This is a genomic window from Bacillus sp. 5mfcol3.1 (genome assembly GCF_900114335.1).
GTDB lineage: Bacteria > Bacillota > Bacilli > Bacillales > Bacillaceae_G > Bacillus_A > Bacillus_A thuringiensis_S.
On the sequence record NZ_FOST01000002.1, the window covers coordinates 660,245 to 675,441 of the forward strand.

Sequence of the window (15,197 nt, forward strand, 5' to 3'; positions counted from 1 at the left end):
ACCAAAAAGGGTAAAACATTAGGGGGAAACGACAATGACATTAGAAATCTTCGAATACTTAGAAAAATATGATTATGAGCAAGTGGTATTTTGTCAAGATAAAGAATCTGGTTTAAAAGCAATTATTGCAATTCATGATACAACACTTGGACCGGCTCTTGGTGGAACAAGAATGTGGACATATGATTCTGAAGAAGCGGCGATTGAAGATGCATTGCGTCTTGCAAAAGGGATGACATACAAAAACGCAGCAGCTGGTTTAAACTTAGGTGGTGCGAAAACAGTAATTATTGGTGATCCTCGTAAAGATAAGAGCGAAGCAATGTTCCGTGCACTAGGACGTTATATCCAAGGACTAAACGGACGATACATTACAGCTGAAGATGTTGGTACAACAGTAGATGATATGGATATTATCCACGAAGAAACTGACTTTGTAACAGGTATCTCACCATCATTCGGTTCTTCTGGTAACCCATCTCCAGTAACTGCATACGGTGTTTATCGTGGTATGAAAGCAGCTGCAAAAGAAGCTTTCGGTACTGACAATTTAGAAGGAAAAGTAATTGCTGTTCAAGGCGTTGGTAACGTAGCATATCATCTATGCAAACATTTACACGCTGAAGGAGCAAAATTAATCGTTACAGATATTAATAAAGAAGCTGTACAACGTGCTGTAGAAGAATTCGGTGCATCAGCAGTTGAACCAAATGAAATTTACGGTGTGGAATGCGATATTTACGCACCATGTGCATTAGGCGCAACAGTTAATGATGAAACTATTCCACAACTTAAAGCAAAAGTAATCGCAGGTTCTGCAAATAACCAATTAAAAGAAGATCGTCACGGTGACATCATTCATGAAATGGGTATTGTATACGCACCAGATTATGTAATTAATGCAGGTGGCGTAATTAACGTAGCAGACGAATTATATGGATACAATAGAGAACGTGCACTAAAACGTGTTGAGTCTATTTATGACACGATTGCAAAAGTAATCGAAATTTCAAAACGCGATGGCATAGCAACTTATGTAGCGGCAGATCGTCTAGCTGAAGAGCGCATTGCAAGCTTGAAGAATTCTCGTAGCACTTACTTACGCAACGGTCACGATATTATTAGCCGTCGCTAATCATTCATATATAACTTTTACAAAAGGTGTGGTTACCTCTTATGAGGTTTCCACTTCCTTTTGAATTTATTAGTGGAGGTAGCAACATTGTCTGTAAATCGAATTCTTGTTATTAACCCAGGTAGTACATCCACAAAAATTGGTGTTTTTGATAATGAAAGACCCGTTCTAGAAGAAACGATTCGTCATGACGTAGAACAGATTGGAAAATATAAGAGAATTATCGACCAATATGAGTTTCGAAAAGAAACGATTTTAGAAGTTCTACATTCTCATGGTATTAACATTTCAAAATTAAACGCTGTTTGTGGGCGTGGTGGATTACTTCGTCCAATCGAAGGCGGTACGTATACAGTAAACGATGCGATGTTAGAAGATTTGAAAAATGGCTTTAGCGGTCATCACGCTTCAAACCTTGGAGGCATTTTAGCATATGAAATTGCTTCTGGATTAAACATTCCTGCATTCATTGTAGATCCTGTCGTTGTAGATGAGATGGAGCCGGTTGCTCGTATAAGTGGCATTGCTGGTATGGAACGCAAAAGTATCTTCCATGCATTAAATCAAAAAGCAGTTGCTCGTAAAGTAGCTGAACAGTTAAATCACAAATACGAGGATTTAAATTTATTAGTTACACATATGGGTGGCGGTATTACAGTTGGTGCTCATAAAAAAGGAAGAGTAATCGATGTGAATAACGGTTTAAACGGAGAAGGACCATTTAGTCCAGAGCGCGCTGGTACAGTACCAGTAGGGCAACTAGTAGAAATGTGTTTCTCTGGTGAGTATTACCGTGATGAAATGATTAAAAAACTTGTCGGACAAGGTGGACTTGTAAGTTTAATCGGTACAAATGATGCGATTAAAGTAGAGCAAATGGTTGAAAAAGGTGATCCTGAAGCAACTCTTATTTATAAAGCAATGGCATATCAAGTTGCAAAAGAGATTGGCGGAGCTAGCGCTGTACTTCACGGGAAAATCGATGCAATCGTATTAACTGGTGGACTGGCATACAGTAAAATTCTTGTCGATGAAATAAAAGAGCGAGTGGACTGGATTGCAGATGTTATCGTACATCCAGGCGAAGATGAGTTAGAAGCGTTAGCAGAAGGAGCACTTCGTGTATTACGTGAAGAAGAAGCTCCAAAAGAATACGTTGTACGTGAAAAAGAAACGGTAGCTAGGGGTTGAGATAATGGCAAAAGAATATGATTTAGTCATCGTTGGCGGCGGTACTGGTGGATATGTTGCTGCAATTCGTGCATCACAATTAGGGTTAAAAACAGCACTAGTCGAAAAAGAAAATCTTGGTGGTACTTGTTTACACAAAGGATGTATTCCTAGTAAAGCTCTTTTACGTAGTGCGGAAGTATATGCAACTGCTAAAAAAAGCGAAGAGTTCGGAGTTATTGCAAGCAATGTAGAACTAAACTTTGCAAAAGTACAAGAGCGTAAAGAGAAGATTGTAACGCAGCTTCATAAAGGCGTTCAACATTTAATGAAACAAGGTAAAATTGATGTGTTTGAAGGTATTGGTCGTATTCTTGGCCCGTCTATTTTCTCTCCTATGCCAGGGACAATTTCAGTTGAACTTGCAAGTGGAGAAGAGAATGAAATGTTAATTCCAAAAAATGTACTTGTTGCAACAGGTTCTCGTCCAAATTCATTACCAGGTTTAGAATTAGATGGAGAATACGTAATGTCTTCGGATCATGCCCTAAAAATGGAAACGCTTCCTAGTTCGATTATTATCGTTGGTGGCGGTGTAATCGGTATTGAGTGGGCATCTATGCTTGCTGACTTCGGTGTAGAAGTTACAGTATTAGAGTATGCAAAAACGATATTACCACTAGAAGATCAAGACGTTTCAAAAGAAATGCAACGTCTATTCAAGAAAAAAGGTATTAAAGTGGTAACTGGTGCAAAAGTATTACCAGAAACATTGGTAAAAGATAATGGAGTAACAATCCAAGCTGAACACAACGGTGAAAATAAAGAATTTAAAGCAGAAAAAATGCTTGTATCTGTAGGAAGACAAGCGAATACGCAAAATATTGGCTTAGAGAACACAGATATCGTTGTGGAAAAAGGATACATTCAAACAAATGAGTTTTATCAAACGAAAGAATCGCATATTTATGCAATTGGAGATGTAATCGGTGGCCTGCAACTTGCTCACGTTGCTTCTCATGAAGGAATTGCTGCAGTAGAACATATTGCAGGGAAAGAAGTTACACCAATTGATTACTCTATGGTATCAAAATGCGTATATAGCAGTCCAGAAGTTGCTTCTGTCGGTTTAACAGAACAAGAAGCGAAAGAAAAAGGCTATAAGTTAAAAGTAGGTAAGTTCTCATTCCGCGCAATCGGAAAAGCACTTGTATACGGAGAATCAGATGGTTTCGTAAAACTTGTAGTTGATGAAGAGACAAATGACATTCTTGGTGTTCATATGATTGGACCGCATGTAACAGATATGATTTCTGAAGCTGGTCTTGCAAGAGTACTTGATGCAACACCTTGGGAAGTAGCACATACAATTCATCCGCATCCATCATTATCTGAGGCGATTGGTGAAGCAGCACTTGCTGTAGATGGAAGAGCGTTACACGCATAAAAATGTGGATTTAGGAGGTTATGAAAAATGGCAGAAGTAAAAGAAAAGCGCCATGAAGAGCTTGGCTTAAGTGATGAGCAAGTATTAGAAATGTTCCGTACGATGTTACTTGCACGTAAAATCGACGAACGTATGTGGTTATTAAACCGCGCTGGTAAAATTCCATTCGTAATTTCTTGTCAAGGACAAGAGGCTGCACAAGTTGGAGCGGCGTTCGCTCTTGATAGAGAGAAAGATTATGCATTACCATACTATCGTGATATGGGTGTTGTACTAGCATTTGGTATGACAGCTAAAGAGCTTATGTTGTCTGCTTTCGCGAAAGCTGGAGATCCAAACTCTGGTGGTCGTCAAATGCCTGGTCACTTCGGTCAAAAGAAAAATCGTATTGTTACAGGTTCATCTCCAGTAACAACGCAAGTACCACATGCAGTTGGTATTGCACTAGCTGGAAAAATGGAGAAGAAAGATTTAGTAACGTTCGTTACATTTGGAGAAGGTTCTTCAAACCAAGGTGACTTCCATGAAGGGGCAAACTTTGCTGGTGTACACAAACTACCTGTTATTTTTATGTGTGAAAATAACAAATATGCAATCTCTATTCCGGTTGAAAAACAATTAGCATGTAAAAACGTATCAGATCGTGCAATTGGTTATGGTATGCCTGGATATACAATAGACGGAAACGATCCGCTTGCAGTATATAAAGCTGTAAAAGAAGCAGCAGATCGCGGTCGTCGTGGTGAAGGCCCAACTTTAATTGAAACAGTATCATATCGTTTAACAGCACATTCTAGTGACGATGATGATCGTGTTTATCGTGATAAAGAAGAAGTAGAAGAAGCAAAGAAAAAAGATTCAATTATAACATTCGCGGCTTATTTAAAAGAAGCTGGTGTGTTAACTGAGGAATCGGAAAAACAAATGTTAGACGAAATTATGCATATCGTAAATGAAGCAACAGAATATGCAGAAAATGCTCCGTATGCAGCACCTGAAGATGCATTGAAGCACGTATACGCAGAATAGGGGGGAACGTTTCATGGCTGTAATGTCTTATATTGATGCTATTACATTAGCAATGCGCGAAGAAATGGAACGCGATGAGAAAGTATTCGTTTTAGGAGAAGATGTTGGTAAAAAAGGTGGCGTGTTTAAAGCGACACACGGTTTGTATGATCAATTTGGTGAAGATCGTGCGCTTGATGCACCGCTTGCAGAATCTGCAATTGCTGGGGTAGCAATTGGTGCAGCAATGTATGGTATGCGTCCAATCGCTGAAATGCAGTTTGCTGATTTCATCATGCCAGCAGTAAACCAAATTGTTTCTGAGGCAGCAAAAATTCGTTATCGTTCTAATAATGATTGGACTTGTCCAGTTACAATCCGTGCACCATTTGGTGGGGGTGTTCACGGTGCATTGTATCATTCACAATCTGTAGAAGCGATGTTTGCAAACCAACCAGGTTTAAAAATCGTTATCCCTTCTACACCATATGATGCAAAAGGCTTATTAAAAGCAGCCATTCGTGATGAAGATCCAGTATTATTCTTCGAACATAAACGTGCATATCGTTTAATTAAAGGTGAAGTGCCGGAGGATGACTACGTATTACCAATCGGAAAAGCAGATGTAAAACGTGAAGGTGATGATATTACAGTTATCACGTACGGATTATGTGTTCATTTTGCTCTTCAAGCAGCTGAAAAGTTAGCACAAGATGGCATCTCTGCACACATTCTTGATTTACGTACTGTATATCCATTAGATAAAGAAGCAATCATTGAAGCAGCTTCTAAAACAGGTAAAGTTCTTCTTGTAACAGAAGACAATAAAGAAGGAAGCATTATGAGTGAAGTGGCAGCAATTATTGCTGAAAACTGTCTATTTGATTTAGATGCGCCAATCGCACGTCTTGCAGGTCCAGACGTTCCAGCAATGCCATATGCACCAACAATGGAAAAATTCTTTATGGTAAATCCAGATAAAGTTGAAAAAGCAATGCGTGAACTTGCGGAATTTTAATCGGGGGGACTATACATGGCTGTAGAAAATATTACAATGCCTCAGCTCGGGGAGAGCGTTACAGAGGGCACAATTAGTAAATGGCTCGTTAATGTTGGCGATCACGTAAACAAGTATGATCCGCTTGCAGAAGTAATGACTGATAAAGTAAATGCTGAAGTACCATCTTCTTTCACTGGTATTGTGAAAGAGTTAATCGCTGGTGAAGGTGATACGTTAGCTGTAGGTGAAGTAGTTTGTGTGATTCAAGTAGAAGGCGCAGACGAAGTAGCAGCAACAGCTGTTGAGGAAAAAACGAAAGAAGAACCAAAGGCAGCAGCAATTACGCCTGAAAAAGCACCGAAAGTAAAACAACCAACTGATGGAAAACCACGTTTTTCACCAGCTGTGTTAAAACTTGCGGGTGAGCATAACGTTGATTTAGATCTAGTAGAGGGTACGGGAGCAAACGGCCGTATCACTCGTAAAGATATTTTAAAGCTAGTGGAATCTGGAAATATTCCGCAAGCAGGTGCGGCGAAGAAAGATGAAGCTGTAGCGGCGGTAGTAGAAGCTCGCCCAGAAGCACCAAAAGCAGCACCAGTAGCGCAAAAAGGAGAAGCTGCGAAACCAGTTTCTGTACCTACAATGCCTGGAGATATCGAAATTCCAGTCACAGGTGTGCGTAAAGCAATCGCAGCAAACATGTTACGTAGTAAACACGAAGCACCACATGCTTGGATGATGATTGAAGTAGATGTGACAAACCTTGTGTCATACCGTAACTCAATTAAAGGTGACTTTAAGAAGCGTGAAGGCTTTAACTTAACGTTCTTTGCTTTCTTCGTAAAAGCAGTGGCACAAGCGTTAAAAGAGTATCCTCAAATTAATTCAATGTGGGCTGGCGATAAAATTGTTCAGAAGAAAGATATTAACCTTTCTATCGCTGTTGCAACAGAGGAAGAACTATTTGTACCAGTAATTAAGCAAGCGGACGAGAAAACAATTAAAGGTATCGCTCGTGAAATTACAGAACTTGCAGGAAAAGTACGCACGAAATCGTTAAAAGCAGACGAAATGCAAGGTGGAACATTTACAATTAATAACACAGGATCATTCGGTTCTGTTCAATCTATGGGTATTATTAATTACCCACAAGCGGCTATTTTACAAGTTGAATCAATTGTAAAACGCCCAGTAATTATGGATAACGGTATGTTCGGTGCTCGTGACATGGTTAACTTATGTTTATCACTTGATCACCGCGTACTTGATGGTTTAATTTGTGGTAAGTTCTTAGGGCGTGTTAAAGAAATTTTAGAAAACATGTCAGAAAATAATACATCTGTATATTAATAAAAAGCTCGCTTATGCGAGCTTTTTATTATCTTATTTCTTCATCTACATCCTACTATATGTATAAATACCTTTCCCAGTAATCTTACAATAAATGATTATGTATTAGGAATTTACGAAAATACATTGCTGATATATGGTATATGGATATAAAATAAGAAAAGAATAATTTTTTTGGCAAATCTTACTGATGAAACTGTAGTATAATATATTGTATTGTATGAAAAAGAGAGTTATTCTATATAAGTGTTTTATAGATAATGTGTAATCAGTCGTCAAAACATGAAGAATGTTGACTCCTGGTTTTTTATTTTTGCCGTAACAATGTTTCAGGAGGATGTCATGAAAAGAAGTACCGAGTTTCTAAAAAGTTTAGATGTAAAATTAATTTTAATTTTGTGTGCACTATGTGTGACGAGTATAGCTGCTATATATAGCAGTCAGCAAACGGGACAGTATGGAGCTGCAAACTTTGCTATGAAACAAGGTGTTAACTACATAATTGGGGTTGTATTGTTACTTCTTGTTGCAAGCATTGATTTAGATCAGTTACAAAAATTATCTTGGCCGCTTTATATTGCCGGGTTTGCTTCACTTATTCTTTTGAAAGTATTACCACCATCAGGTTTTACACCTGAAAAGTTAGGTGCAAAAAGATGGTTTGTTTTCCCGGTATTTGGACAAATTCAGCCGTCTGAGTTTTTCAAAATTGCATTGCTACTTGTAGTAGCGAGTATAGCAGTAAAACATAATGCACAGTATATGGCAAGGACATTCCAAACAGATTTAAAGCTAGTAGGTAAAATTATGCTAGTGTCACTTCCACCTATGGCGGTTGTATATAGTCAACCGGATACAGGTATGGTGTTCTTATATGCTGCTGCTATTGCATGTATTTTATTTATGTCAGGTATTCAAAAGAAATTGATAGCATTATGTACAGTTATTCCGTTGACCATATTATCTGCTTTAATATTTATTTTCTTTAAGTATCAAGATTTTTTCTATAATAATTTAGTTACTTTACTAAAACCTCACCAACAGTCGCGTATTGTAGGTTGGTTAAATCCATTTGAAAATGCAGATCAAGGTTATCAAACGCAACAATCGATTTTAGCTGTAGGTAGTGGAGGAATGGAAGGTAAAGGGTTTGGGGGAGGAAGCGTCTATATCCCAGAGAAGCATACTGACTTTATTTTCGCTACAATTGCCGAAGAAGGTGGATTTATCGTAGCAGCGTTAGTTGTCTTCTTGTTCCTGTTGCTACTATATCGAACAATTATTATTGGTTATTCCGCTGATAATTTATTTGGTACATTATTATGCGCTGGATCTATCGGTATATTAACAGTTCAAATATTCCAAAACATCGGTATGATCGTTGGGTTAATGCCTGTAAAAGGTATTGCATTACCTTTCTTATCGTATGGGGGAAGTTCCTTATTCTCGAATATGATTATGATGGGGCTCATACTATCGGTACGGAAAACTTATAAAAAATATATGTTTTCAGTTAAGTAAAAAAAGCTGGTTCGTTTTTAAACGAACCAGCTTTTTTTACATATATGCTCATAAACGTTGCAAACTAAAACAGGATAGCAGTTTGAGACGGGTAAGGAGTGCAAAGTGATGCATATGCATATTTTTGAAGGAGCACGGCATCTTTCTAATAGTGAATGGGTTATTCGGGCTATTATAGCATACATATTTTTAATATTAGTTGCGAAAGCAATGGGGCAAAGGTCTATCGCACAACTTCGTTTTTTAGATGTTGTATTAGTGTTATTGCTTGGTGGGAATGTTTCTAACGCATTGTCTGATGAAAAAGTAGGGTTACTGGGCTCGATGATTACAACGTTCATACTCGTTGTACTTCATATTATAAGCTCAGTTTTAATGCTGAAATGGGATAGATGGAGACGCTTTTTAGAGCCAGCACCTATCATTCTTATACATAATGGTTCCATTGATTTTAGCAATTTGAAAAAGGCGAGAATTACCATGGAATATTTGTTTTCGGAACTTCGTATGCGAAATGTGAGCGATATTCAAACGATTAAATTAGCATTATGGGAAGCGAACGGTGTCGTTTCTATATTTCGGTATCCAGAATATGAAGCAGTTTCGCGGCTTGATCTTAAAGTGGCGGGAAGAAAATCTCCAGTTTCTTTTGTATTAGTAAAGGATGGGAGGATTCAGAAAGATGTTCTTGCATTATTAGGAAAAACAGAAGCGTGGGCGAGAGAATTTCTAGAGGAGAGTACAGAAGTCGAATCCATTATGTTAGCTACAGTAGATGAATCACATAAAATAAATATTTTGTTAAAAAAATGAAAAATATACGCATTTTGTCGTTTCGTACATATGATACAATAGTGTGGACAACGAAAAAGGAGGCGATACGGTGGGATATGTAGAAGAATTACGAAAAATAGTTGGTCATCGCCCTTTAATTTTAGTTGGTGCTGTTGTACTCGTTATAGATGAAAATGGTTATGTTTTATTGCAGCAGCGGACAGAGCCGTACGGAAAATGGGGGCTACCTGGCGGGCTAATGGAGCTTAGTGAATCACCAGAAGAAACAGCTTATCGTGAAGTATATGAAGAGACAGGAATAAAAGTGAAGAACTTGCGACTAATCAATGTATTTTCTGGAGCGAACTACTTTACAAAATTAGCAAATGGTGATGAATTTCAATCTGTAACAACCGCCTATTATACGGATGAATACGAAGGGGATTTTGTTATGAATAAAGAAGAAGCTGTTCAGCTTAAATTCTTTTCAGTAACAGAACTACCTGACTATATTGTAGGATCGCATAAAAAAATGATTGTTGAATATATGAAGATTATGGAAAAAAAGATATAATAAAAGTGAAATAAATACAAAAACACAGCTCTGGTTGGTAGTCCAGACGCATGATTTCATGTCAGTAACCTTCCCCTCCGGGATGTCCCGTATTTCTAATTTTTTAAAGGAGGGGCTGTCAATGGAGTTGACAGTATATCACGATGGCCAATTTTTTGTTGGAATCATTACATGTAAAGAACAAGGGAAATTGTATGGAGCAAGGTATATTTTTGGAGCGGAACCGTCAGATGAAGAAGTGCTTATGTTTGTGAATAGTTCACTTTTAGAGCATTTTCAGCATTTTGCAAAATGTGGTGTAGAAGTTAAAGAAAAACAGCGTCCTAAAAACATAAAGCGTATCATACGACAAGCAGCAAAAGAAACAAATGTTAAACGTTTTACTAAGGCGCAAGAGGCGATTAGTTTATCTTATGAATTGCATAAACAAGAAAAGAAAGTGCAGTCTAAGGAGAAGCGAGAAGCTGAAAAAGAAAGAAGACGTTTAATTAAAGTACAAAAAGCAAAGCAAAAACATCGTGGTCATTAAAGAAAAGGTGTTAGAGCAATTGCTCTAACACCTTTTCTATACTTAAATACAAGTAAACTTACTTGTATTTCATAAACATTAACTGGTAAGATACAAATAGGTAGTTTTAGAGGAGGGAAAAGAGTGATTAATTTTAACTTTTTTATGAATGATGTTGTCCGCCAAGCGCGTGAAGAGATTGTCTCTGCTGGATATACAGAATTGACGACGCCAGAAGCGGTAGAAGAAGCGTTTAAAAGAAATGGAACAACACTTGTAATGGTAAACTCTGTATGTGGTTGTGCAGGTGGTATTGCTCGTCCTGCTGCTGCGCATTCCGTACATTATGATAAACGTCCTAACCACCTTGTAACGGTGTTTGCAGGTCAAGATAAAGAAGCGACAGCAAGAGCGCGTGAATATTTCGAAGGGTACCCACCTTCTTCTCCATCATTTGCTTTATTAAAAGATGGAAAAATTGTAACGATGGTAGAGCGTCATGAAATTGAAGGTCATGAACCGATGCAAGTTATTGCGAAACTACAATCATATTTTGAAGAGAATTGTGAAGAACTATAAAAAATAAGAGAAAAGGCGGCACGTCCACAATCAAGTGGATGTGCCGCCTTTTTTATTTATTATTAAAATTTCAGAGATATGCATAGTTATGTTATTTTATGCATTGTTTTATACATAACAAATAGCATTTATATTGTTTTATTATTTATTTTTATTTTATATATTGCATAAAAATAAAAGTGCTGATACAATACAAACATCGAATAAATATTCTATTAAACTTTTAAATATACATTATTAGGGGGAAGAAAGATGAAGAAGTTAGTATCAATATCGTTTGCACTTATTTTAATTGTAAGTATATTCAGCGCTTGTAGTAATGGGGAATCGAAAGAAACAAAAGGAAATAAGAAAGTACTCGTAATGGGGACTTCAGCAGATTATAAACCATATGAATACGTGGAAGCTTCAAAAAGTGATGAAATTATTGGTTTTGATGTTGATGTTGCTAAATATATCGGAAAAGAACTTGGGTATGAAGTGAAAGTGAAAGATATGGATTTTGGTGGTTTATTAGCATCTCTTAGTTCAGGAAAAGTTGATTTCGTAATGGCAGGCATGACGCCAACTGCAGAGCGTAAAAATAATGTTGATTTTACAGATATTTATTTTGTTGCGAAAAATATGGTTGTTTCTAAAAAGGATTCTAACATTAAATCTGTAGAGGATTTAAAAGGGAAAAAAGTAGGGGTACAAACAGGATCTATTCAAGAAGAGAAAGCGGCAGAATTTAAAAAACAAGTAGATTTCCAAGTTGAGGGACGTGACCGTATACCAGAAATCGTACAAGAAATTAAAGCTGGTCGTTTTGACGCTGCAATTATAGAAGACACAGTTGCTAAAAATTATTTAGAGAAAATGAAAGATTTACAAGGAATTGAAATTAAAGAAGCGCCAGAAGAAGTTGGAGCAGCAATTGCCCTTCCGAAAAACAGTGATAAAACAGCTGAATTTAATAAAGTAATTAAAAAAATGCAAGAAAATGGAGAAATGGATAAATTAGTGAAGAAATGGTTTGGCAGCGGAAAATAAGCTGCCTTTCACTTTTCTGTGAGGGGAATGAAAAGAATGAACTTAGATTTTTCGGCGATTACGCCTTCGATACCATATATACTAAAAGGTTTAGAAGTTACTTTGAAAATTGTAGCGGTATCAGCTTTAGCAGGATTTATTTTAGGAACGTTATTAGCACTTTGTAAAATTGCTAGAATACGAGCATTAAATATAGCAGCAGATTTTTATACATCAATTTTTCGTGGTACACCACTTGTATTGCAATTAATGATTATTTATTTCGGTGTCCCGCAAATAATTGGTTATGAAATACCAGCATTCTTAGCAGCTGTACTTGCATTTAGCTTGAATTCAGGTGCATACATGTCAGAAGTAATTCGTGCTGGTATTCAAGCAGTTGATAAAGGACAAACAGAAGCAGCAATGGCTTTAGGGATACCATACGGAAAAATGATGAGAAATATTATTTTCCCTCAAGCATTAAAAAATATATTACCAGCGCTTGTGAACGAATTTGCGACACTTACGAAAGAATCAGCTGTAGTAACAGTAATAGGCGCGACTGATTTAATGCGTCGTGCTTACATTGTAGGCGGTGAGACATTTAAATATCTTGAACCATTACTTTTTGTTGGACTGATTTATTATATGTTAGTCATTATTCTTACATTAGTCGGGAAGGCAATTGAAGGGAGAATGAAGAAAAGTGATTAAAATTGAAAACCTTCATAAATCATTTGGTAAAAACGAAGTATTAAAAGGAATTACAACAACGATTGAAAAAGGGGAAGTAGTTGCAATTATAGGACCTTCTGGATCAGGAAAATCAACATTTTTACGTTGTATGAATATGTTAGAAGCACCAACGGATGGTCACATTTGGATTGGAACGGAAGAAGTAACGAATCCGAAAACGAATGTTATGCATGTTCGTGAAAATGTCGGTATGGTATTTCAGCATTTTCACTTATTTCCTCATATGACTGTATTAGAAAATATTACGTATGCCCCTATCAATGTAAAAGGGGTAACGAAGCAAGAAGCTGAAAAGAAAGCTGAGAAACTTTTAGAAAAGGTTGGATTAGTAGATAAAAAAAATACGTATCCGAATCGTTTGTCGGGAGGACAAAAGCAACGTGTAGCAATTGCAAGAGCGTTAGCGATGGAACCGGAAGTTATGTTATTTGATGAACCGACATCGGCGCTAGATCCAGAGATGGTGAAAGAAGTGTTAGAAGTTATGAAATCGTTAGTTACGACAGGAATGACGATGGCTATTGTTACACATGAAATGGGCTTTGCAAAAGAAGTGGCAGATCGTGTTCTTTTCTTGGACGGAGGAAAGCTTGTAGAAGATAGTGCGCCAGAAGAATTTTTTGCAGCGCCGAAAAGTGAACGTGCGCAACAATTTTTACAAAAAATATTGTAATATGAAAAGGTTATGTGAATAATAAGTAGAAAAGGATGACATTGTGTCATCCTTTTTTTATACTAGCTGTAAATACGTTTATACATATAGGAGCAATGATATGTTCAAAATTGGATACCGTACAGTAAAAACAGCAATAGGGACAGGCGCGGCAGTTTTTATTGCTCAGTTATTAGGATTAGAATTTTATAGTTCAGCAGGTATTTTAGTTATTTTATGTGTACAAAATACGAAGCGCAAATCGCTTCAAGTGTCGTTACATCGTTTTCTAGCGTGTGTATTATCAATGGTATTCGCGTTTTGTATTTTTGAAACGATCGGCTATACACCACTTGCAATTAGCATATTGTTACTTACATTTATTCCGACTGCAGTAATGCTTAAAATTCAAGAAGGTATTGTCACGAGTTCAGTTATTGTTATGCATCTATATTCATTGAAGCAAATTACATGGCTTATAGTTGGAAATGAAATTGCTATATTAACAATAGGAATTAGCGTGGCGTTATTAGTAAATATGTATATGCCGAGTAGTGAAAATAAGCTAAAAGAGTATCAGGATAAAATAGAGAGTAATTTTAAAACGATTTTGTTTGAAATGGTTGTGTATTTACGAAATCGAGAAAGTAGTTGGAGTGGAGCAGAACTCATTGAAACCGAGAATATGTTAAATGAAGCAAGAGATTTATCGTTTAAAAAACTTGAGAATGCATTTATGCGAGAAGATGATTATTACTATCGTTATTTTAATATGCGTATGCAACAATTTGAAATTTTAGAGCGAATGATACCATTAGCAGCTTCTTTATCGTGGACGTATGAACAAGCTGACATGATTGCAGATGTTGTTGAAAACATTGGTAATGCTATTAGCCCTGAGAGTACAGGCGTTATTTCCTTAAGGCAGCTTCAAGAAATGAGGGAATTATTTAGAGACATGCCATTGCCAGCTACACGCGAAGAATTTGAGATACGTGCGAAACTTGTTCAACTTGTGTATGAAATGGAACAATATTTACTCATTAAAAGTCGCTTTAAGGGAAAGGATAATATAAAAGAACTTATATAGAAGGTAGGAATTATTTATGCCGTATCTTCTCTCTATCATATTATGTCTTTCTTTATCACCGATTTGGCCTCTTGGGGATAATCCACGTGCCGGAGATCCTTTTATTATTGTAAATAAAGCAACGAATAAATTAGCTTACATTGACGATGGAAAGATTCAAAAGGTTTTTCCAGTAGCGACAGGGAAAACGAATGAATTAACTCCAGAAGGAACTTTTGATGTTGTAATGAAAGCGAAGGATCCGTATTACATTGCGAAGGATATTCCAGGTGGATCGCCAAAAAATCCACTTGGATCCAGGTGGATTGGATTTAATGCAAGAGGAACTGATGGAAGTAAATATGGAATACATGGAACAAACCAACCGAGTTCAATTGGAAAGTATATTTCACAAGGATGTATAAGAATGAAGAAAAACGATGTGGAATATTTGTTTGATCGTATTCCAATTGGAACGAAAGTATGGATTGTGAAATCGAAAAAATCATTTCAGCAATTGGCAAAAGAAAAAGGAGCCGTTGCATATGAAGAAGCCAACGAAAAGGTTGGCTTTTTCTATTGTAATAAGTTGTCTTGACATGTGTACATAACCATGCGTTAATGAAAGTATAGAAAG

Annotated in this window: 16 protein-coding genes; all 16 read left to right on the top strand. The window is 36.9% G+C overall.

What is annotated here, in order from left to right; genetic code table 11:
* The first annotated feature begins 34 nt into the window (after positions 1-34).
* The 16 genes from BM089_RS12830 (at position 35) to BM089_RS12910 (ending at position 15,158) form a co-directional block, all read left to right on the top strand.
* A complete protein-coding gene (locus tag BM089_RS12830) occupies positions 35-1,135 on the top strand; it encodes a leucine dehydrogenase (RefSeq protein ID WP_000171355.1) in 1,101 nt (366 codons plus the stop codon).
* Between the two features lie 87 nt (positions 1,136-1,222).
* A complete protein-coding gene (gene buk, locus BM089_RS12835; protein ID WP_000115781.1) occupies positions 1,223-2,326 on the top strand; it encodes a butyrate kinase in 1,104 nt (367 codons plus the stop codon).
* A gap of 4 nt (positions 2,327-2,330) precedes the next feature.
* Positions 2,331-3,752, top strand: coding sequence for a dihydrolipoyl dehydrogenase (gene lpdA / locus BM089_RS12840; protein ID WP_001051295.1), 1,422 nt, complete (start codon positions 2,331-2,333; stop codon positions 3,750-3,752).
* A gap of 27 nt (positions 3,753-3,779) precedes the next feature.
* Positions 3,780-4,781 carry a 3-methyl-2-oxobutanoate dehydrogenase subunit alpha gene (gene bfmBAA / locus BM089_RS12845; protein ID WP_000852551.1) on the top strand — a complete coding sequence of 334 codons (1,002 nt, stop codon included), beginning with the start codon at positions 3,780-3,782 and terminating at the stop codon, positions 4,779-4,781.
* A 13-nt stretch (positions 4,782-4,794) separates the two neighbouring features.
* On the top strand, positions 4,795-5,778 hold the full coding sequence (gene bfmBAB / locus BM089_RS12850; RefSeq protein ID WP_000290071.1) for a 3-methyl-2-oxobutanoate dehydrogenase subunit beta: 984 nt from the start codon (positions 4,795-4,797) through the stop codon (positions 5,776-5,778).
* A 15-nt stretch (positions 5,779-5,793) separates the two neighbouring features.
* On the top strand, positions 5,794-7,113 hold the full coding sequence (locus BM089_RS12855) for a dihydrolipoamide acetyltransferase family protein (protein WP_078400969.1): 1,320 nt from the start codon (positions 5,794-5,796) through the stop codon (positions 7,111-7,113).
* Positions 7,114-7,455: 342 nt separating this feature from the next.
* Positions 7,456-8,634 carry an FtsW/RodA/SpoVE family cell cycle protein gene (locus BM089_RS12865; protein ID WP_000831181.1) on the top strand — a complete coding sequence of 393 codons (1,179 nt, stop codon included), beginning with the start codon at positions 7,456-7,458 and terminating at the stop codon, positions 8,632-8,634.
* 108 nt (positions 8,635-8,742) lie between these two features.
* A complete protein-coding gene (locus tag BM089_RS12870) occupies positions 8,743-9,447 on the top strand; it encodes a DUF421 domain-containing protein (protein ID WP_090977097.1) in 705 nt (234 codons plus the stop codon).
* A gap of 70 nt (positions 9,448-9,517) precedes the next feature.
* Positions 9,518-9,982: an NUDIX hydrolase gene (locus tag BM089_RS12875; protein WP_065229330.1), complete on the top strand. Its 465-nt coding sequence runs from the start codon at positions 9,518-9,520 to the stop codon at positions 9,980-9,982.
* Between the two features lie 121 nt (positions 9,983-10,103).
* Complete coding sequence (locus BM089_RS12880) at positions 10,104-10,511, top strand: YjdF family protein (RefSeq protein ID WP_000424203.1); 408 nt, start codon at positions 10,104-10,106, stop codon at positions 10,509-10,511.
* 144 nt (positions 10,512-10,655) lie between these two features.
* A complete protein-coding gene (locus BM089_RS12885; RefSeq protein ID WP_001979317.1) occupies positions 10,656-11,069 on the top strand; it encodes a BrxA/BrxB family bacilliredoxin in 414 nt (137 codons plus the stop codon).
* 252 nt (positions 11,070-11,321) lie between these two features.
* Positions 11,322-12,101 carry a transporter substrate-binding domain-containing protein gene (locus tag BM089_RS12890; protein WP_000737678.1) on the top strand — a complete coding sequence of 260 codons (780 nt, stop codon included), beginning with the start codon at positions 11,322-11,324 and terminating at the stop codon, positions 12,099-12,101.
* Positions 12,102-12,137: 36 nt separating this feature from the next.
* On the top strand, positions 12,138-12,797 hold the full coding sequence (locus tag BM089_RS12895) for an amino acid ABC transporter permease (protein ID WP_001046915.1): 660 nt from the start codon (positions 12,138-12,140) through the stop codon (positions 12,795-12,797).
* On the top strand, positions 12,790-13,512 hold the full coding sequence (locus BM089_RS12900) for an amino acid ABC transporter ATP-binding protein (RefSeq protein ID WP_000590203.1): 723 nt from the start codon (positions 12,790-12,792) through the stop codon (positions 13,510-13,512). Before BM089_RS12895 ends, BM089_RS12900 begins: the two co-directional genes overlap by 8 nt.
* Before the next feature lie 100 nt (positions 13,513-13,612).
* Positions 13,613-14,581: an aromatic acid exporter family protein gene (locus BM089_RS12905; protein ID WP_000472671.1), complete on the top strand. Its 969-nt coding sequence runs from the start codon at positions 13,613-13,615 to the stop codon at positions 14,579-14,581.
* A 16-nt stretch (positions 14,582-14,597) separates the two neighbouring features.
* Entirely contained in the window at positions 14,598-15,158 is a 561-nt protein-coding gene (locus BM089_RS12910) for a L,D-transpeptidase (RefSeq protein ID WP_001146564.1), read from the top strand.
* Positions 15,159-15,197: the final 39 nt, after the last annotated feature.